11 protein-coding genes, 4 tRNA genes and 1 pseudogene are annotated in these 20,041 nt (G+C 60.8%); 10 read left to right on the top strand and 6 right to left on the bottom strand.

What is annotated here, in order from left to right:
• Positions 1 to 13: 13 nt before the first annotated feature.
• A complete protein-coding gene (locus tag ACZ9BB_RS02605) occupies positions 14 to 1,372 on the bottom strand; it encodes a TolC family outer membrane protein (protein WP_476212410.1) in 1,359 nt (452 codons plus the stop codon).
• 588 nt (positions 1,373 to 1,960) lie between these two features.
• Here ACZ9BB_RS02605 and ACZ9BB_RS02610 point away from each other — a divergent pair.
• A complete protein-coding gene (locus tag ACZ9BB_RS02610) occupies positions 1,961 to 8,350 on the top strand; it encodes a retention module-containing protein (RefSeq protein ID WP_476212411.1) in 6,390 nt (2,129 codons plus the stop codon).
• Positions 8,351 to 8,743: 393 nt separating this feature from the next.
• On the opposite strand, the gene xopAW is transcribed toward ACZ9BB_RS02610, so the two are convergent.
• From xopAW to ACZ9BB_RS02625, 3 genes are all read right to left on the bottom strand, one after another.
• Positions 8,744 to 9,595, bottom strand: coding sequence for a XopAW family type III secretion system calcium-binding effector (gene xopAW / locus ACZ9BB_RS02615; RefSeq protein ID WP_476212412.1), 852 nt, complete (start codon positions 9,593 to 9,595; stop codon positions 8,744 to 8,746).
• Positions 9,596 to 9,737: 142 nt separating this feature from the next.
• Entirely contained in the window at positions 9,738 to 10,793 is a 1,056-nt protein-coding gene (locus ACZ9BB_RS02620; protein WP_476212413.1) for a sensor histidine kinase, read from the bottom strand.
• Positions 10,793 to 11,551 carry a response regulator gene (locus ACZ9BB_RS02625; RefSeq protein ID WP_476212414.1) on the bottom strand — a complete coding sequence of 253 codons (759 nt, stop codon included), beginning with the start codon at positions 11,549 to 11,551 and terminating at the stop codon, positions 10,793 to 10,795. The genes ACZ9BB_RS02620 and ACZ9BB_RS02625 overlap by 1 nt, the downstream gene beginning before the upstream one ends.
• Before the next feature lie 292 nt (positions 11,552 to 11,843).
• On the opposite strand from ACZ9BB_RS02625, the gene pyrF reads away from it, so the two are divergent.
• On the top strand, positions 11,844 to 12,542 hold the full coding sequence (pyrF, locus tag ACZ9BB_RS02630; protein ID WP_192343951.1) for an orotidine-5'-phosphate decarboxylase: 699 nt from the start codon (positions 11,844 to 11,846) through the stop codon (positions 12,540 to 12,542).
• 68 nt (positions 12,543 to 12,610) lie between these two features.
• On the opposite strand, the gene ACZ9BB_RS02635 is transcribed toward pyrF, so the two are convergent.
• On the bottom strand, positions 12,611 to 13,615 hold the full coding sequence (locus tag ACZ9BB_RS02635; protein WP_476212415.1) for an NADP-dependent oxidoreductase: 1,005 nt from the start codon (positions 13,613 to 13,615) through the stop codon (positions 12,611 to 12,613).
• Between the two features lie 236 nt (positions 13,616 to 13,851).
• On the opposite strand from ACZ9BB_RS02635, the gene ACZ9BB_RS02640 reads away from it, so the two are divergent.
• From ACZ9BB_RS02640 to ACZ9BB_RS02655, 4 genes and pseudogenes are all read left to right on the top strand, one after another.
• Positions 13,852 to 14,613 (top strand): SDR family oxidoreductase, encoded by a 762-nt coding sequence (locus tag ACZ9BB_RS02640; protein ID WP_476212417.1) that lies wholly within the window; start codon positions 13,852 to 13,854, stop codon positions 14,611 to 14,613.
• A gap of 297 nt (positions 14,614 to 14,910) precedes the next feature.
• Positions 14,911 to 16,302 (top strand): aminotransferase-like domain-containing protein, encoded by a 1,392-nt coding sequence (locus ACZ9BB_RS02645; RefSeq protein WP_476212418.1) that lies wholly within the window; start codon positions 14,911 to 14,913, stop codon positions 16,300 to 16,302.
• A gap of 987 nt (positions 16,303 to 17,289) precedes the next feature.
• Positions 17,290 to 17,514: pseudogene (locus ACZ9BB_RS02650) on the top strand (HAMP domain-containing protein); the annotation flags it as partial.
• Positions 17,512 to 18,375 carry a methyl-accepting chemotaxis protein gene (locus tag ACZ9BB_RS02655; RefSeq protein WP_476218177.1) on the top strand — a complete coding sequence of 288 codons (864 nt, stop codon included), beginning with the start codon at positions 17,512 to 17,514 and terminating at the stop codon, positions 18,373 to 18,375. The pseudogene ACZ9BB_RS02650 and the gene ACZ9BB_RS02655, both read left to right, overlap by 3 nt.
• 82 nt (positions 18,376 to 18,457) lie before the next feature.
• Here the strand turns inward: ACZ9BB_RS02655 and ACZ9BB_RS02660 are convergent, their stop codons facing one another.
• Positions 18,458 to 19,216, bottom strand: a complete 759-nt coding sequence (locus ACZ9BB_RS02660) for a hypothetical protein (protein ID WP_476212419.1) — start codon at positions 19,214 to 19,216, stop codon at positions 18,458 to 18,460.
• A gap of 393 nt (positions 19,217 to 19,609) precedes the next feature.
• Here ACZ9BB_RS02660 and ACZ9BB_RS02665 point away from each other — a divergent pair.
• From ACZ9BB_RS02665 to ACZ9BB_RS02680, 4 genes are all read left to right on the top strand, one after another.
• Positions 19,610 to 19,685 (top strand) — tRNA-Glu (locus ACZ9BB_RS02665).
• 2 nt (positions 19,686 to 19,687) lie between these two features.
• Positions 19,688 to 19,763: transfer RNA gene (locus ACZ9BB_RS02670), tRNA-Gly, on the top strand.
• Positions 19,764 to 19,867: 104 nt separating this feature from the next.
• Positions 19,868 to 19,943, top strand: a tRNA-Glu gene (locus tag ACZ9BB_RS02675).
• A gap of 3 nt (positions 19,944 to 19,946) precedes the next feature.
• Positions 19,947 to 20,022 (top strand) — tRNA-Gly (locus ACZ9BB_RS02680).
• The last annotated feature ends 19 nt before the right edge of the window (positions 20,023 to 20,041 follow it).

A 20,041-nucleotide genomic window follows, 5' to 3' on the forward strand; every position in this document is an offset into this window, starting at 1 on the left:
TACTTCATTCGGGCTATTTCAGCTCAGGCAAGCGAGCTTCGTTTTTCACTTCGGTGGAGGCGATCGCATCGGCGGGCAGCACCACCCGTTGCTTGCTCAGCAACTGGCCCATATTCGCCAGCACGCGGTACATCGAGAACTCCTCGGTGTAGCGCACTTCGGTGTAGCGGCGGTTGGCGTTGTAGAGCTCGTTTTCGCTGTCGAGCAAGTCGAGCAGGGTCCGTTGGCCGAGGCCGAACTGATCCTGATACGCGGCCCGCACCCGGGTGGTGGTTTCGGCGTATTCACGGGCAGTCGGGGTTTGTTTCTTGGCGTTTTGCATGGCGTTCCAGGCCAGGTGGATGTTCTCGTTGAGCTGGCGCAGGGCGTTGTTGCGGATATCCAGTGCCTGGTTGATCTGGTGCGCATCGGAGGCCAGCCGGGCCTTGTCGCTGCCGCCGCGGAACAGGTTGTAGTTCATCACCACACCCACTCGCCATTCGTTGTCGTGGCCTTCGTCGCCCTGAATATTGTTGTTCGCGCCCACCGCCGCTTCAGCGTCAAAACGCGGGTAGAACGGCGACTTGGCGACTTCGTACTGGCTCTCGGCCGATTGCACATCAGCCTGGGCGGATTTCAGGTACGGGTTGTTTTCCACCATGCTCTGCTGGGCTTCCGGCAGGGTGGCGGGCAATTCGCCGCGGGTCGACGGCGGCGCTTCGAGTTCATCGGGCATGCGGCCCACGACGCTGTAGAAATTCGCCTCGGCATCGGCCAGGTCGACTTCGGCGGTGTCGAGGTTGTTTTGCGCCAGCGCCCGGCGAGCGGTGGACTGGTCGGCGTCGGCGTTGCTGCCGATCCCACGTTGGGTACGCAGGCCGATCTGATCGTTGACCCGCATGTGCGCTTGCAGGTTGTTTTTGGCAAGGGTCACCAGTTCGCGGCGCTTGAGCACTTCGAGGTACACCTCGATGGTGCGCAGGGCCAGGTCCTGGGCGGTGCCCTGGGCGTAATAGGCACGCGAGTTGACCACGCCTTTGGTGCGCGCGACCTCGTTGGAGGTGTTGAAACCGTCGAACAGCATCTGCCGCAGGCGCAGTTCAGACTGGGTGTAGGTCAGGATTTCGGTGTGGTGATTGCCCTGCGCTCGAGTGGTGGTGTTATCGCTGTAGCCGCGCCCATAGGCGGCGTTTAAATCCACCGATGGATAAAAGCCCCCTTTGGCGACTTTAACCTGCTCGTCGGCCGACAGCCGAGCATCAACCCGCGACGCCAGTTCCGGGTGAGTCGCGATGGTGCTCTGGATCGCCTCGGTCAATGACATCGCCTGAGCCTGAGAAGCGCAGGCCATGGCCAGCAGAATCGCACTGCAGAGGGGGGTTAAAACGCGCATGAGTACATCTCCCTGATTCCTGATGGTGCTTAGCAGTCGCCAAATATTTGACGATATTTTTAGGTAAAACCGTTTCATGCTTGTAACAACAGAGCTAAGAACATCCTGACGAGAACCTAAGAAGAATTTCTCATAACGTTTATGCGGAAAAAAACTTATGCGCTCTTAAAAATCCAGCACATTGTTCAATCCGAAAGCCTTTGTTTTATGAGCTCTAAGGAGCTTTCAGGGGTTTCAGGAAAGATCTATTCACTTTTCGACACAGGGCGAAGAAGTGCTGGAGGGGAGGGAAGCGAGACGGTTTGGAGGCGACAATTTTTTGTCGCTCGGGTGATTCAGAACCGTTACGCATCGCTTGCAGGCCGGTTGTTTTGACAGTGGGTCCCGATGCGGTTGATTGCATAGGGTTTTAATCCCGATTCAGACAATGCTCGCCTGCGACACGCCTGACGAGAGTGTCGGGAGGCAGCGCTTTACTTCAGGTAAACGCTTGCCGGCAGACACACCGCCAGGCGACCTGCTTTAACCATGGGCACGTCCTTCGCGCAAACAGGATGCCGACAACAGTTGGCAGCGGAGGAAATGCACATGGCATCGCTCATCGGTATCGTCAGTAAGGTCATCGGTCAGGTGTACGCAGTGGCGGGTGATGGCACCCGACGCACCCTGGTCGAGGGCGATCGGCTGTTTGCCGGCGAGCAACTGGTCACCGGGGCCGAAGGCGCGGTGGCGGTCCATTTGCAAAACGGCCAGGAGTTGACGCTGGGGCGTGACAGCAGCCTGCAAATGACAGGTCAACTATTGGCGCATCAGGCGCCGCATGTGGAGACCGCCGATGCAGTGACGCCGAGCCAGGCGCAACTGACCGATGTCGAACAACTGCAAAAAGCCATTGCCGCCGGCGCCGACCCGACCCAGACGGCTGAGGCCACCGCTGCCGGTCCGGGCGCAACGGGCGCACCCGGTGCACTGGGCGGCGGCCACAGTTTTGTACTGCTGGAGGAAGTGGCGGGCCGGGTCGATCCCACCATTGGCTTCCCCACTGCTGGCTTCAACGGTATTCCCGAATTCCCTCTGGAGCGCCGCGCCCCGGACAATGGCGACAACGGTGCAGGTGGTGCGGGGGGGACAGGCGTGGCCCCGAATAACCCGGTCACCCTCACCGGCCTGTCGGTGGCGGGTGGCGAACTGACCCTCAATGAAGCCAATCTGGCAGACGGCTCGGCCAGCAACCCGGGGGCGCTGACCCAGAACGGCACTTTCACCGTGTCTGCGCCCGACGGGCTGACCAGCCTGAGCATCGGCGGGATCAACGTGATCAGCGGCGGTGTGGCCGCAGGTTTTCCACAGTCCATTACCACTCAACTGGGCAATACCCTGACGATCACCGGCTATAACCCGGCCACTGGCGTGGTGAGTTACAGCTACACCCTGATCGGCAACGAAACCCATTCCGCCGGTGACGGCGCCAACAGCCTCAGCGAACAATTCACCGTGATCGCGGGCGACAGCAACGGCGATACCGCCACCGGTTCGCTGGACGTCAACATCACCGACGATGTGCCCAAGGCCATCGACGACACCAATGCCAATACCGCCTCGGAAACCCTGCTGACCCTGACCGGCAACGTGCTGCCCAACGACACCCAGGGCGCGGACCGCATTGCCACCGGCGCCGAGAGCGGGCCGATCATCGGCGGTACGTTCAACGGTACTTACGGCACCCTGGTACTCAATCCCAATGGCACCTACACCTACACCCTGAACACCAGCGACGCCGATTTCAAAGCCCTGCACGGCGGTGGCGACGCGACCGAGCACTTCGTCTACACCCTTACCGATTCCGATGGCGATACCAGCACCGCGACGCTGGTGCTGAACATCCATAACAACGATGACCCGGTGACCCTCGATGGCCTGAATGCCGAAGGTGGCGAGCTGACCGTACAGGAGAAAAACCTCACCGACGGCAGCAGCCCCGATGCACCAGCGCTGACCCAGAGCGGCACCTTCACCATCACCGCACTGGACGGTGTGCAAACCCTGACCGTGGGCGGCATAGTGGTGGTGACCGGTGACCTGATCACAGGTTTCCCGCATTCGATCGTCACTCCGCTTGGCAACACTCTGACCATCACCGGGTTCGACAGCGCCACCGGGGTGGTCAGTTACAGCTACACCCTTGTCGATAACGAAATGCATCCGGATGCCAACGGTGCCAACAGCCTCTCCGAGCAATTCGCGGTCACGGTGGTGGACGACAACGGCACCACCGCCAATGGCAATCTCGATGTGAACATCGTCGATGACCTGCCCACCGCCAACCCTGACCAGGCCACGGTGGCCGAGGGCGCGACCGTCTCGGGCAATGTGCTGGACAACGACATCGGCGGCGCCGACGGCCCGGCGCTCAGTGGCGCAGTGGTCGGCGTGCGCGCCGGCAGCGACACCTCGACCTCGGCCATTGGCGGGTTGAATAGCCAAATCAACGGCACCTACGGCTACCTGACCCTGGATGCCAACGGCAACGCCGTGTATCACAGCAATCCAAACTCGGTCAGCGCGCCGGGCGCCACGGACGTATTCACCTACACCGTGCGTGATGCCGACGGTGATGAAAGCACCACGACCATCACTATTAACGTGGCCGACTGCACCCTCGTGGCGAGCACCGATTCCGACGTGACGGTTCAGGAGAAAGCGCTGGATTTGACCAAGGACGGCCAGGACCTGGCAGCAGGCACCGTCACCGGCAGCGAACCTGGCAGCACCGGTGAAACCGCCTCCGGCACGCTGGTCGGTTCCGTCACCGGCGCCACGGGTGCGATCACCTATACCCTGGTCGGCAGCGCTACCGGGACTTATGGGCAAATCCTGCTCAACCCGGATGGCACCTACACCTACACCCTGACCTCCGCCCCAACGACCACGCCCCACGCCAATGACGGGCCGAATACCCTGAGCGAAAGTTTCACCTATCAAGCGACTGATCCGCTGGGCAACAGCGTCACCAGTACCATTGTGATCAACATCGTCGATGACCTGCCAACGGCGCATGCCGATGCAGTCTCGGTGGCAGAAGGCGGCACGGTCAGCGGCAATGTATTGGATAACGATGTACTCGGTGCTGACGGCCCTGCATCAGGTGGTGCGGTGGTTGGCGTGCGCGCCGGCAGCGACACCTCGACTTCGGCCATCGGTGGCTTGAGTACGCAAATCAACGGCACCTACGGCTACCTGACGCTGGATGCCAACGGCAACGCCGTGTATCACAGCAACCCGAACTCGGTCAGTGCGCCGGGCGCTACGGATGTATTCACCTACACCGTGCGCGATGCCGATGGCGATGAAAGCACCACGACCATTACCATCGACGTCTCCAACTGCTCCCTCGTAGTGGCTCCCGATACCGACGTGACGGTTCAGGAGAAAGCGCTGGATTTGACCAAGGATGGCCAGGACCTGGCAGCGGGCACTGTCACCGGAAGCGACCCGGGCAACACCGGTGAAACCGCCTCCGGCACACTGGTCGGTTCCATCACCGGCGCCACTGGCACGATCACTTACACCCTGGTTGGTAGCGCCACCGGCACCTACGGGCAAATCCTGCTCAACCCGGATGGCAGCTACACCTACACCCTGACGTCCGCGCCAACCACCACGCCTCACGCCAACGACGGGCCGAATACCCTGAGCGAAAGTTTCACCTATCAAGCGACCGATGCGCTGGGCAACAGCATCACCAGTACCATCGTGATCAACATCGTCGATGACGTGCCGACTGCTCACTGCGATTCAGTTTCGGTGATAGAGGGCGGTACGGTCAGCGGCAACGTGTTGCACAACGATGTGTTCGGTGCTGACGGCCCTGCCTTGGGAGGGGCGGTGGTCGGCGTGCGCGCCGGCAGCGATACCTCGACTTCGGCCATCGGTGGTTTGAACGCGCAAATCAACGGCACTTACGGCTATCTCACGCTGGATGCCAGCGGCAACGCCGTGTACCACAGCAATCCGAACTCGGTCGGCGAGGCGGGCGCCACGGATGTATTCACCTACACCGTGCGTGATGCCGATGGCGATGAAAGCACCACCACCCTGACCATCGACGTCCACAACAACTGCCTCGTAACGGCCATCGATACCGACGTGACGGTCTACGAAAAAGCCCTGGATTTGACCCAGAACGGGCAGGACCTGGCGGCGGGTACGGTCACCGGCAGTGAGCCTGGCAACACGGGAGAAACCGGTTCGGGGACGTTGGTCGGCTCCGTCACTGGCGCCACTGGCGCGATCACTTACACCTTGGTCGGCAGCGCCACCGGCACCTACGGGCAAATCCTGCTCAACCCTGACGGCAGCTACACCTACACCCTGACCTCGGCGCCGAAAACTTCGCCCAACGCCAACGACGGTGCGAACACCCTGAACGAAAGCTTCACCTACACCGCCACCGATTCGGTGGGCAACAGCACCACCGGCACCCTTGTGGTCAGCATCGTCGATGACGTGCCGTCTAACGCCGTCGCCTCGGACCGTTCGGTGCCCGCGGTGCAGATCGACTCCAACCTGCTGCTGGTGATCGACGTGTCCGGGAGCATGGACGATCCCTCCGGCGTATCGGGCCTGGCGCGGTTGGACCTGGCCAAGCAGGCGATCAGCGCACTGCTCGACAAGTACGACAATCTGGGCGATGTGAAGGTGCAGATCGTCACCTTCAGCAGCAGCGCCACGGACCAGACCTCGGTGTGGGTCGATGTGGCGACGGCCAAGTCGATCATCGCGACGTTGACGGCGGGTGGCGGGACCAACTACGACGTGGCCGTGGCGACCATGCAAACCGCGTTCGATACCTCGGGCAAACTCACCGGGGCGCAGAACGTCGGCTACTTCTTCTCCGATGGCAAACCCAACGAAGGTGACATCGGCACCGCGGACGAGGCCGCGCTCAAAGCCTTCCTCGACGCCAATGGCATCAAAAACTACGCCATCGGCCTGGGCAGCGGCGTCAGTAATGACAGCCTCGATCCAGTGGCCTATGACGGCAGCACGCACACCGACACCAATGCCGTGGCAGTGACCGACCTCAATCAACTCAACTCGGTACTCTCGGGCACCGTGCAAGGTGCGCCGGTCACCGGCTTGCTGCTGGGCGAGGGCGAGGGCGGTACGTTCGGCGCCGATGGCGGCTTCATCAAAACCATCACCGTCGATGGCACCACTTATACCTATGACCCCAAAGGCAACAGCAATCAGGGTTCGCTGATCTTCAGCGGCGGCGTCAACCACGGCACCTTCAACACCGCCAACAACACCTTGAGCATCGCCACCGACAACAGCGGCACGCTGCTGGTGAACCTCGACACCGGCGAGTACACCTACACCTCGCAGAAAACCACGGCCGTGACGATCACCGAAAACATCAGCTTCACCGCCAGCGACAACGACGGTGATCTGGCCAGCTCCACGCTGGTGATCAACGTGATTCCAAACACGCCACCGGTGGCGGTCGATGACCATGTCATCACCAACGTGTTGTCGGGCAGCATTGTGGTGCCGGGAGAGCTGCTGCTGGCTAACGACACCGATGCCGATGGCGACGCGCTCACTGCATCGCCAACCGCTTTCAACACCGGCTGGACGGCCAGGGGCGCGGACTTCATCGGCACCAACTCGAACTTCAGCTTCACCGGAAATAACCAGGCAGTGACCATCGCCCGCAGCGCATTCGTCGCCAACACGGCAGCCATGACTGCGGTGCTGGTAGTCAGCGGCGCATTGGGGGCGGTCAGCAACAACAATACCAACGACGAGGACCAGATCACCGTCAACCTCAAGCAGGGTGAAACCCTCAACCTGGATCACAACCTGGCGGCCGGCCACATCATCATGGAGTACTCGGTCAACGGCGGCGCTTACATTGCCATCGCCGACGGCCAGACCATCACCGCCTCGGCGGACGGCACGTACCAGATCCACATCACCAACATCGACGATGGTGGTCCGGGTAACAGCGGCAAGGGCTCGGAAAATTACCAACTGACCATGACCGTCAACTACGCCGGCGCTCATGACAGCACGCCGGACTTCCACGGCACCTACACCGTCAACGACAACCATGGCGGCAGCGATAGCGCGGGCGTGACCATCAGTTATCAGGATGGCCACACCCTCACCGGCACCTCGGGCGATGACGTACTGGTGGCGGGTACCGGCAACAACGTCATCAATGCCGGCGACGGCAACGATGTGCTCACCGCCGGGTCGGGCAATAACGAGCTGCATGGCGGCGCCGGCAATGACCTGTTGTTCAGCGGACCGGGCAACGACCTGCTCGACGGCGGCACCGGCAACGACACCGCGAGCTACGCCCATGCCGCCGCCGGAGTCACCGTCAACCTGAGCCAGCTCACCGCACAAAACACCCTCGGCGCAGGCACCGATACCCTGACCGGCATCGACAACCTCACAGGCTCGAACTTCAACGACAGCCTCACGGGCGACAACAACAGCAACCTCATCAGCGGCGGTATGGGTAACGATGTGCTCAACGGCGGGGGAGGCGACGACTACCTGATCGGCGGCCTGGGCAACAACACCCTCACGGGTGGCAGCGGCGCCGACACCTTCCAGTGGCTCAAAGGCAACAGCGGCCACGACGTCATCACCGACTTCACCCCAGGCACCGACAAGCTCGACCTGTCACAACTGCTGCAAGGGGAAAACGGCACTGCGGCATCGCTGGATGACTACCTGCACTTCACCGTCAGCGGCAGCGGCGCATCGGTCATCACCAGCATCGACATCAGCGCCATGGCCGGCGACACGCCGAACCAGACCATCGACCTTGCCGGCGTGAACCTGGCCAGCCACTACGGCGTCACCCCTGGGGCGGGCGGAGTGATTGCCGGCGGCGCGGATACGGCGACGATCATCAACGGCATGCTCAATGACCATTCGTTGAAGGTCGATACGGTGTGAGTTGAAACGACAAAACCCGCCATTCCGGTTGCACGGGAGGGCGGGTTTTTCATGGTGGGTGTTTGAGCATCAGAGGATGTGTTGCCTGCAGAACAGCCATCGCGAGCAGGCTCGCTCCCACAGTTGACTGTATTCCCTCTGTGGGAGCGAGCCTGCTCGCGATGACACCCGTAGCAACACCACATTACTCATGATCGACATAAAACCCGTGGCGAGGGGGCTTTCTGTGGCGAGGGGGCTTGCCCCCGTTGGGTTGCGAAGCGACCCCAAAACCTGCAATCGCGGATTTCAGGCAAACCGCACTCGCCGGTTTTACGACTGCTGCGCAGCCGAACGGGGCGATGCGGCGTTCCGACAAGCCCCCTCGCCACAAACTCTCGCGAAGCTTTTGACTCAGGTCGCCTCGTTCAGGTATTTGCCCACGGTCGCCACGTTGTCGAGCGAATACTGTTTGCTCAGGTTGGCGATCATTTTGTTCAGCGCTTCGGTCACGTTGAACTGATTGGAGGAGCTATCCGTATTCTGCTCGCGACCGGCTTGCAGGGCGGTTTTCAGTTCATCGCTGCTGACGCCACCGCTGCTGTCGCTGTCCAGGATCTTGAGCAATGCAGCGCTGGTGTCGGTGCTGGTCGACGAGGTGCTGTCGCTGGCCAGGGCGCTGCTCAGTTCGGTGGCGGTGACGCTGCCGTCGCTGTCGGTATCGAGTTGGCTGAACAGCTCTTCGCTGGACACCTGCTGAGGTGGCGGCGGTGGCGGAGTCAGGCTGGCGGCGAGTTCGTCCTGGCTGACGGTGCCGTCTTCGTTCTTGTCCAGGGCCGAGAAGATTTCTGTGCTGTCGGCCGTGCTGCCGGCATTGCTCAGGCCGCTGCTCAGTTCATCGCTGTTGATGGCGCCGTCACCATCGGTGTCCAGGGCGCTGATCAGTGCATCAGCCAGTTCGGTGTTCGGTGCTTGATCACCCGGCGGCGGTGGCGGCGGGGCCATTGCGGCCATTTCCTCGCTGCTCAGGCTGCCGCTGTCGTCGCTGTCAAGGTCGCTGAAGTTCTTGCTCAGGCTGACGAGCAGGCCGTCGTCGGTTTTCTGTGTCAGGGCACTCTTGAGTTCGTCCTGATCCACTGCGCCGTCGCTATTGCTGTCGAGTTTGGCGAGCAGTTCTTTCTGGAATTGCTGGCCGCGGGCGCTGTTGGTGGAGGTGCTGCTGGTGCTGGTGTAGCTCGTGTAGTTACTGCTGATACTACCGATCATTAGGCTCACTCCTTATGGGAAACCGGTGGGTGCACTGGCTTATCCAGCCTCAAGGGGCAAGTTGTCGTGGGTATGTGGGATTTGTACCGCTTGGTACACAAAAAATATCAGGCCCGGCTGCCACAGGAGAGTCATGTGTGGCTCAGGGGCGGGGCAGGCGGATGACGGCGGTTAAACCTCCCCCGGGGGTTTCTTCCAGGCTCAATTGCCCGCCCAAACGCTCCGCGGCTTCCCTGGCGATGGTCATGCCCAGACCGACGCCGCCGGAGTTGCGATTGCGCGAACCTTCCAGGCGAAAGAACGGTTCAAACACCGCTTCACGTTTATCCGCCGCGATACCCGGGCCATGGTCGATGACCCGGATCAGCAGTTCCTCACGGCTGTCCTCAAGCGTGATCAGCGCATCGCCGGCATAACGCAGGGCGTTGTCCAGCAGGTTATTGATGCACGAGCGCAAGGCCATCGGCTGCACCTGCAACGGCGCGCAATGGCCGCAGGTCTGGACGTCGGCGCCCTGGTCCTGGGCGTTTTCGCTCAGGGACTCCACCAGCGCCTGCACGTCCATCCATTGCGCAGCCTCGCTGGTGCGCTGTTCGTGCAGGTAGGTGAGGGTGGAATCGAGCATGTCGATCATGTCGTCCAGGTCCTGACGCATCTGGCCTTGCAGCTTGTTGTCGTCGATCTGCTCCAGCCGTAGCTTGAGCCGCGACAGCGGCGTGCGCAGGTCGTGGGATACCGCGCCAAGCATCCGCGAGCGTTGCTGCATTTGTTCCAGAATGCGTTTCTGCATCAGGTTGAAGGTGTGAGCCGCTTGCCGCGCTTCCCGTGGGCCCGACTCATCCAGCGGTGGGCTGTCGAGGTTTTCGCTCAGGCGTTCGGCGGCATCGCTCAGGCGCTGGATCGGGCGGGTCAGTAGCTTGGCGCCGTACCAGGCGGCGATGATCAGCGAGACAAACTGAAAAGTCAGCGGCACCAGTGGCCCGCCGAACCATGGCCGTGGCGGCCGGTTGTCGAAGCGCGGGTCCATCGGTGGGCGTGGTCCGTCGAAGCGCTCGGAAAACTCCGACGGTGGAGGGGGAGGCGGAGGGGGTGGCCCATAATGTTTGAACCACAGAAACGCTAACAAATGCGCCAGTACGATCGCCACCAGCAGCATGCCAAACAGGCGGCCGAACAGCGTATCGAAGCGTGCACGCATCAGCCGATGTCTCGTGCGTCGAACAGATAACCCTCGCCGCGAACGGTCTTGATCAGTTGTGGGGCTTTCGGGTCGTCGCCCAGTTTCTGGCGCAGGCGCGACACCAGCAAATCGATGCTGCGATCAAACGCCTCGATCGAACGACCACGCGCCGCATCCAGCAGTTGTTCGCGACTGAGTACCCGGCGCGGACGTTCGATGAACACCCAAAGCAAACGAAATTCGGCATTGGACAGCGGCACCACCAGCCCATCGGCGGCGATCAACTGGCGCAGTACGCTGTTCAGGCGCCAGTTGTCGAAGCGAATATTCGCACGCTGTTCGGTACGGTCGTCGCGCACCCGACGCAGAATGGTCTGAATCCGCGCGACCAGTTCCCGCGGCTCGAACGGCTTGGCCATGTAGTCGTCGGCGCCCAGTTCCAGGCCGATGATCCGGTCGGTGGGTTCGCAGCGGGCGGTGAGCATCAGGATCGGGATGTCCGATTCGGCACGCAGCCAGCGGCACAGCGACAGACCGTCTTCGCCCGGCAGCATCAGGTCGAGTACCACCACGTCGAAATGCTCGGCTTGCAGCGCCTGGCGCATGGCGGCGCCGTCGGTGACGCCGCTGGCGTGGATACTGAACCGGGCCAGGTAGTCGATCATCAGTTCGCGGATCGGGACGTCATCGTCGACGATCAGGGCGCGAATGCTCCAGCGTTTATCGTCGGCCGGCGCTTTTTGATCGTCGTTCAGAGGTGCTGGGGTATTGTGCATGCGTACGTTCATCTGCCAGGTAGGCTGCCAACCACAAAGATAGGCTGCGAGGTTGTGGCTTCAGCATAGGCGTCCGGCCGTGAGGCGGGAAGTGCTGTAGGATCTGTTGCGGCTGCCGAGGGTAGTGTTGGTGGGTGTTGTGGGCGTGTCATGTGTGTATCGGGCTCGACACAATTGCCCCAAGAGCTAGTCTTGCCTGAGCCGCGGCGACGAATTACCGATCATCGGGTCCCGCAGCGGCGCTGGTTCCGCTACAATGCGCGCCGATTTCGACTTGCCTGAGAGCCCACTCATGTCCGCCTGCCAGACGCCTATCATCGTCGCCCTGGATTTCCCCACTCGTGACGCCGCACTGAAGCTGGCCGATCAACTGGACCCGAAGCTGTGCCGGGTCAAGGTCGGTAAAGAACTGTTTACCAGTTGTGCTTCGGAAATCGTCGGCACCTTGCGCGACAAGGGCTTCGAAGTGTTCCTGGACCTCAAGTTCCACGACATCCCGAACACCACCGCCATGGCCGTCAAGGCCGCTGCGGAAATGGGCGTGTGGATGGTCAACGTGCACTGCTCCGGCGGTTTGCGCATGATGGCTGCCTGCCGTGAAGTACTCGATCAGCGCAGCGGTCCGAAACCGCTGTTGATCGGCGTGACCGTGCTGACCAGCATGGAGCGTGAGGATCTGGCGGGTATCGGTCTGGACATCGAGCCACAGGAGCAGGTGCTGCGCCTGGCCGCGTTGGCGGAAAAGGCCGGCATGGACGGCCTGGTGTGCTCGGCCCTGGAAGCCCGGGCGCTGAAAACCGCGCACCCGTCGCTGCAACTGGTGACCCCGGGGATTCGTCCGGCGGGCAGCGCCCAGGACGATCAACGCCGCATCCTGACGCCACGCCAGGCGTTGGAAGCCGGTTCCGACTACCTGGTGATCGGCCGCCCGATCAGCCAGGCGGCGGATCCGGCCAAGGCGTTGGCCGATGTCGTGGCAGAGCTCGCTTAAGCGACGCTGAACCTGTGGGAGCGGGCAAGCCCGCTCCCACAAAGTTTTGTGGTGCTTCAGATATCAGGTCAAACCTTCAACACCAACTTCCCGAAATTCTCGCCGCTGAACAATTTCATCAGCGTCTCCGGGAACGTTTCCAGTCCTTCGACGATGTCTTCCTTGCTCTTGAGCTGCCCCTTGGCCATCCATCCGGCCATTTCCTGCCCGGCAGCCGCGAACTGCGCGGCGTAATCCATCACCACAAAGCCTTCCATCCGCGCGCGATTGACCAGCAACGACAGGTAGTTGGCCGGGCCCTTGACCGCTTCTTTGTTGTTGTACTGGCTGATCGCACCGCAAATCACCACCCGCGCCTTCATGTTCAGACGGCTGAGCACGGCATCGAGAATATCGCCGCCGACGTTATCGAAATACACGTCGACGCCTTTCGGACACTCACGCTTGAGGCCGGCCTGCAGGTCTTCGTTCTTGTAGTCGATGGCGCCGTCAAAACCCAGTTCATCGATCAGGAACTTGCACTTGTCCGCGCCGCCGGCAATGCCGACCACCCGGCAGCCTTTGATCTTGGCGATCTGCCCGGCAATGCTGCCCACCGCACCGGCCGCGCCCGACAGCACCACGGTGTCGCCGGCTTTCGGCACACCGACGTCGAGCAGGGCGAAGTAGGCGGTCATCCCGGTCATGCCTAGCGCGGATAGGTAACGTGGCAGCGGTGCCAGTTTCGGATCGACCTTGTAGAAACCTCGCGGCTCGCCGAGGAAGTAATCCTGCACACCCAAGGCACCGTTGACGTAGTCCCCCACGGCAAACCCCGGATTGTTCGAAGCGATGACTTTGCCTACGCCCAATGCACGCATGACTTCGCCAATGCCGACTGGCGGGATGTAGGACTTGCCCTCGTTCATCCAGCCACGCATGGCCGGGTCCAGCGACAGGTATTCGTTCTTGACCAGGATCTGACCCGCCGCAGGCGTACCGACCGGCACTTCCTGATAGGTGAACGTCTCACGGGTAGCCGGCCCCACTGGACGTTTGGCGAGCAGGAACTGGCGATTGGTCTGGGTAGTCATGACAGGCACTCAAGATGAATTAAGCCTTGTTGATAGACCTTCATGGACGATGCTGCAAGGTTGGCTGGCGGCGCGAATGCACATCGATCCAATGCAGTGATAGTCGGGGCGCCGGTTCTATCACTGCAACTCATGGGTGCCCAACCGGCCTTTTGATAGTGCTGCCGTGCCCCAGGCCCCTGTGCCTAGACTGGGCACACGCGATATCCCGCATTCTTCCCTTCGAGGACATAACAATGAGCATGACGTTTTCCGGCCAGGTCGCCGTTGTGACGGGCGCGGCCAATGGGATTGGCCGCGCAACCGCTTTGGCGTTCGCCGCCGAAGGTTTGAACGTGGTCGTTGCCGATCTGGACGCCGCCGGTGGTGAAGGTACTGTGGCGCTGATACGCGCCGCTGGCGGTGAAGCGACCTTCGTGCGCTGTAACGTCACTGTGGAAAGCGAGGTAAAAAATCTGATGGACGAGGTGGTAAATACCTACGGCCGTCTCGACTATGCCTTCAACAATGCCGGTATCGAAATCGAGAAAGGCAAACTGGCCGATGGCACGGTCGATGAGTTCGACGCAATCATGGGCGTCAACGTCAAAGGCGTCTGGCTGTGCATGAAGTATCAGTTGCCATTGCTGCTGGCCCAGGGCGGCGGTGCGATCGTCAACACCGCTTCGGTCGCCGGCCTGGGGGCTGCGCCGAAAATGAGCATCTATGCCGCCTCGAAACATGCGGTGATCGGCCTGACCAAGTCGGCGGCCATCGAATACGCCAAGAAAAAGATTCGCGTGAATGCGGTGTGCCCGGCGGTGATCGACACCGACATGTTCCGCCGTGCCTATGAAGCGGACCCGAAGAAAGGCGAGTTCGCCAATGCCATGCACCCGGTCGGGCGTATCGGCAAGGTCGAAGAAATAGCCAGCGCGGTGCTGTACCTGTGCAGCGACGGCGCGGCATTCACCACCGGTCATTCGCTGGCGGTGGATGGTGGCGTCACGGCGTTTTAATGCTTTAGGTCGCGCCACAGGGATTCAGGCAAACACAATCTCTGTGGCGAGCGAGCTTGCTCGCGCTGGGCTGCGTAGCGGCCCCAAAATCTTGTGAGTGCTACGCCCTCAAGCGGGAGCAAGCTCCTTCGCCACAGGTTTCTCAGCACTAAACACATTGGCGCCGGTTCCGCGAAGGCGCCAATCATTGTGTTTCAAATGGTTAGAACCGAGGGTTTTGGCGGCGTTGTCGCACATCCCGTCGAGCGCTCCTGTGATTAACTGTTTCCCGCAAAACAGACAGGAGTTTGCTTGCTCATGGAGTTGAGAATCGATCGACAGGCATTGGTGCCGGTCGTGCAGCAAATCGTCGATGCGTTGGCCGACTGGCTCCGTCGCGACGAGGTGGTACCGGGGACCCGTTTACCTTCCGTACGGCAAATCGCGCGGATCAATCTGCTCAGTCAATCCAGCGTCGTCGAGGCCTGTGATCGGCTGGTGGCGCAAGGGGTGCTGGCGACGCGCAACGGCGCGGGTTTCTTTGTCGCGACAACGGCGCTGGCTGTTCAGGGGCAACGGGATTGTCTCTGGTTCGAAGGCGTTGAGCAGAAGCAGGCCGGCCTGATCGGTGAACTGAAGCTGGGTTGCGGCGGATTACCCGAAAGCTGGCGCGAAACTGACGACCTGAGCTATGCAATACGCCAGGTCAGCCGTACCGACATGGCCGGGCTATTCAACTACAGCACGCCGCTGGGCCTGCCTGCCTTGCGCCAGCAGATCCTCAAACGGCTGAAACAGCTGAGCATCACGGTGGATGAAAGTCGAATCCTGACCACGGCGGGGGCCAGTCATGGGCTCGATCTGATCGTGCGCACCTTGTTCAAACCAGGCGATTGCGTGGTGGTGGAGAGCCCCGGCTATTCGATGCTGTTCGATCTGCTCAGGCTGCACGGTGTCAACATGATCGAGGTGCCGCGAACCCCTCGCGGGCCAGACACCGAAGCACTCCAGGCCTTGTTGCTGGAACACAGCCCCCGTGGTTTGTTCATCAACAGTTTTTACCACAACCCCACCGGCAGCTGTTTGACCCCGGGGGTGGCTCAGCAGGTCCTGCAACTGGCCAAAAACCATGGTGTGCTGGTGATCGAAGACGACGTCTATGCGGATTTACACAGTGGCCCCGGCACACGCCTTGCGGCATTGGGTATCGATGACAATGTGATCTACGTCGGCAGCTATTCCAAAACCCTCAGCAGTTCGTTACGCGTCGGCTTTGTAGTGGCCGGTGCCGACGTTATTTCGCGGTTGGCCGAGGTCAAAATGATCAGCAGCATGGGCGCTTCCCGGTTCAGCGAGTCGGTGCTGGCTTGTCTGTTGGCCAGCGGTGCCTATCGCAAACTGGTGCAGCGTCAGCGCCAGCGTTTAAGCACCGACAGGGAAGCGGCCTTGCAAGTGCTCGAAGACGCGGAGTGGGAGGTTTTCGGCAAACCGGTGGGCGGCCTGTTCATCTGGGCGCGATCGCGCAAGGCCGACTGCGCGCAGGTGCGGACTCAGGCGCAGCGCTTCGGTGTCTTGCTGTCTTGCGCAACGGCCTTCAGTCCCGCTGGCCAAACCCTCGACTGGCAGCGAATCAACGTTGCCTATGCCTGTGATCCTCGCGCCCGGGCGTTTTTTCAGGCCACCGCTCGGGATCGACCTCAAGCGTTCTGAAAGCGACGTTGGCGTAGCTTTTTGCCATTATTCCGATGGCAGAGACTTGTGTTGGCACAAGCCCATTGCGAATCTGCATCAACAGACAATGGCAGGGGACTACGCGCAATGATTTCGGCCGTGCAAGGACGTTTTGCCAACCTCGGTATGGCGAAAAAACTGGGTATCGGGTTTGTACTGGTGCTGTTGTTGACAGCCTTGGTGGCGGCCATCGGCGTATGGTCCCTGCAAACCATCAGTCAGCGGTTCGACGGGCTCAAACAGATGTCGTCGCTCAACAGCAGTTTGCTCAAGGTACGCTTGCTTGAGCAGGAGTATGCCTTGCGCGGTGACCCGAAAACCGCGGATGCCTTGCGCGCGGGGGTGGACGCGCTGATCGTTCTGGCGACCGAGCTCAAGGCCCAGTCAGCGGCCAACGTGCCGGTCATGAATGACGTCGAACAGTCACTGGGGGTCTATCGCAAGGCTTTTGACGAGTTCGTCTCGCTGAGTCAGGCCAAGGACCTGGCGCTGGAAATGGCCAGTTGGTCGGTGTCCAGCGTGGCCAATAACCTGGACGTGCTGCAGGCCGGGCTCGCCGACGATGGGGCCTATGCCTTGAAAGAATCGGAGGGCAAGGACGGCGGGCAATTCATCGAACAGGCGAATCAGGTCAGCCAGGTATCGCGGCTGATGTTGCAGGCCATGAACGAAGCGCGAGTACGCCTGGACCAGAGCCGCAAGGGCGACGACAGCGCCGGACAGGGCAAGATCGAGCAGGCCGACCAGGCGTTGACCCAGGCCGAGCAGCTGAAAACCACGGTCAAGGATGAGGGTTACCAGACGGTCCTCAATGAAGTGTCGGGACACATTGCCAGCTTCACTGAAAAACTCGCCGAATACACCGGCCTGTTGGCGCAGGAAAAGACCGTCTCCGAGCAACTCCACCAGCGCGCCGCTCAAGTGGTGGAGCGGGTGGACCAGGCCTACGCTGCCGAAGACCGGTCGATGCAGGCAGAGTTGAAAAAGAACTCGCTGTTGATCATCGGCTCCTCGGCGCTGGCCTTGCTGGTGGGGCTGATTGCCGCGTGGGTGATTACCCGGTTGATCGTCGCGCCGCTGCGCAGTGTGATTCGTGTCGCTCAGCAGATCGCCGCGGGCGATTTGAGCGCGACGATTGAAGTGACCCGCCGCGACGAGATCGGCCAGTTGATGCAAGCCATGCAGCAAATGGGCGCAGGCCTCAGCAGTATCGTCAGTGGTTTGCAGGCCGGTATCGAACAGCTGGCAAGTTCTGCGCAATCGTTGTCGGCGGTGACCGAGCAGACCAATCTTGAAGTCAGCAGCCAGAAGGAAGAAACCGAGCAGGTCGCCACCGCAATGAACCAGATGACTGCCACGGTGCATGACGTCGCACGTAACGCGGAAGAGGCCGCCCAGGCGGCGCAAACCGCGGATGACAAGGTTGAAAGCGGTCAGCAGGTGGTACGTCAGAGCATGGCGCGAATCGAGCAACTGGCGGACTCGGCCACCTCGGCCAGCTCCAGCATCGAAAGCCTCAGTGCAGAAATCCAGAACATCGGCACGGTGCTCAGCGTGATCAAAAGCGTGGCCGAGCAGACTAACTTGTTGGCGCTCAATGCGGCCATCGAGGCGGCGCGGGCCGGCGAGCAGGGCAGGGGCTTTGCGGTGGTGGCCGATGAAGTTCGGGCACTGGCCAAGCGAACTCAGCAATCGACCGAGGAAATCGAACGGCTGGTCAGCGCCTTGCGCTCGGCGGCGCAGTCGTCGGTGCAGCAGATCCAGAGCAGTGGCGAGTTGGTCAAGCTGGCGGTGAGCGATGCGTTGCAGACCGAGAGTGCATTGGGGAGCATTGCGGCAGCGGTGTCGTTGATTCAGCAGATGAACCAGCAGATTGCGGCGGCTGCAGAGGAGCAGAGTTCAGTGGCCGAGGAGATCAATCGCAGTGTCACGAGTATTCGCGCCAGTGCGGATCAGTCTTCATTGGCAATGCAGGGCAATGCGGCTTCCAGCATTGAACTGGCGCAGCTGGGGGGGGAATTGAAGGGGATGGTGGGGCATTTCAGGCTGTAGATACTGTCTTGAACCTCAGCCATCCATCAATCTCAACACAAAAAAAAGCCACCGGTCCAGGTGGCTTTGTTGTTTGCTCTTATCAGTCGTAGAGCGCTTTCTTCTTCCAGTCGGCGTCAGCCTCAACGTCTTTGAGCCCTTCAGTCAGTTGGTTCATCTCGCCTTCAACCGGAGCGATCTTGTCCATGACCTGGTCATTGGCGCGGGCCAGGAGTTTTTCCAGGTACTCGAGTTGTTCGCTGTAGACCTGGGGCTCCGGCTGTTTGCGCAGGTATTGCACGCCGCGTTCGAAGGCCAGGCGGGCCTGGCCTGGCTGGTTCTGTTGCAGAGAATGCTGGCCGAGGTTGTTGAAGAATTCGATGTGCAGCAGGACCAGGATGTGGCGCACTTCACGGACCCAGCGCTTGGCTTCGTTAGGCGGCAGGAAACCGTCCTGTGCGGCGCGGGTGATCTGGCCATGCATGGCTTCGAGCAGGAAGCGCACGTCTTTGGCCTTGGCTTCGGTCTGGATCGGTGCCGGCGGGTTGTTGACCGGGATCGATTCGCCTCGGGCAACCAAGGCACTCAGCTCGGTAATCCGTGGCTTGAGCGTGGCGCTGGTTTTTTCCAGGTTCAGCAGGCGCTGGCAGACGTTCAGCTCCAGACGGGTCAACAGCAGCTTGAGTGCAGGTGACATGAACTGACCGGGAAAGGTCTCGGTGATTTCACCGCAGCGACGCAGGCGGTCATTGAGTTCAACCTTGGTGCGGGCTTTTTCCAGCTTATTGTTTTCCACCACATGGTTCATGTAGCCAATGGCGATCAATAGTGCGATCCCGGCTACGACTAGCAGGGTGATCATGAGTGGTGTCACCGGTAAGACCTCTTTATAGGGTTCGCGTGCGGTCGAGTGTAGGGGCTTGGCATTTGGGCGCCTAGGGCCGTTCGACGAATTGAATCGACTACGGTTCTGCTTATATCGGCCGTTCTGCTGCGTATATAAGTAAATAGTGTGCGAGGTGCACATTGCCATCATCCCGGCGTGGACTATAGCGCCTTGATGGATGCCAGAATATAGGCGCCAAAGGTCAGGCGACGGAAAAGCCTGAATCGCCGCCGAAAGCAGGGCGAAGTCATTGATTTAAATAAATTTATATCTGGGGGTTGACGACCCCTCAATCCATCCATAGAATGCGCGCCACTTACAGCGTAAAGCACACAGCGAAACGCGGTAGGGAGTGAATGTTGTACGTGTGTCCCCTTCGTCTAGTGGCCTAGGACACCGCCCTTTCACGGCGGTAACAGGGGTTCGAGTCCCCTAGGGGACGCCAATGCGGGAATAGCTCAGTTGGTAGAGCACGACCTTGCCAAGGTCGGGGTCGCGAGTTCGAGTCTCGTTTCCCGCTCCAGTTTTAAACGGCTTTGCTTTCGGGCAGGGCTGAGTGAAACCAGAACCAAATCTTCGGATGCGGATCTGGGCACCGAAACACACACCATGTGTTCCGGGCAGCGTGTCCCCTTCGTCTAGTGGCCTAGGACACCGCCCTTTCACGGCGGTAACAGGGGTTCGAGTCCCCTAGGGGACGCCATTTGCGGGAATAGCTCAGTTGGTAGAGCACGACCTTGCCAAGGTCGGGGTCGCGAGTTCGAGTCTCGTTTCCCGCTCCAAATTCAAAAAAACGCCGCT

The sequence above is a fragment of the Pseudomonas sp. TE3552 genome (assembly GCF_056278945.1).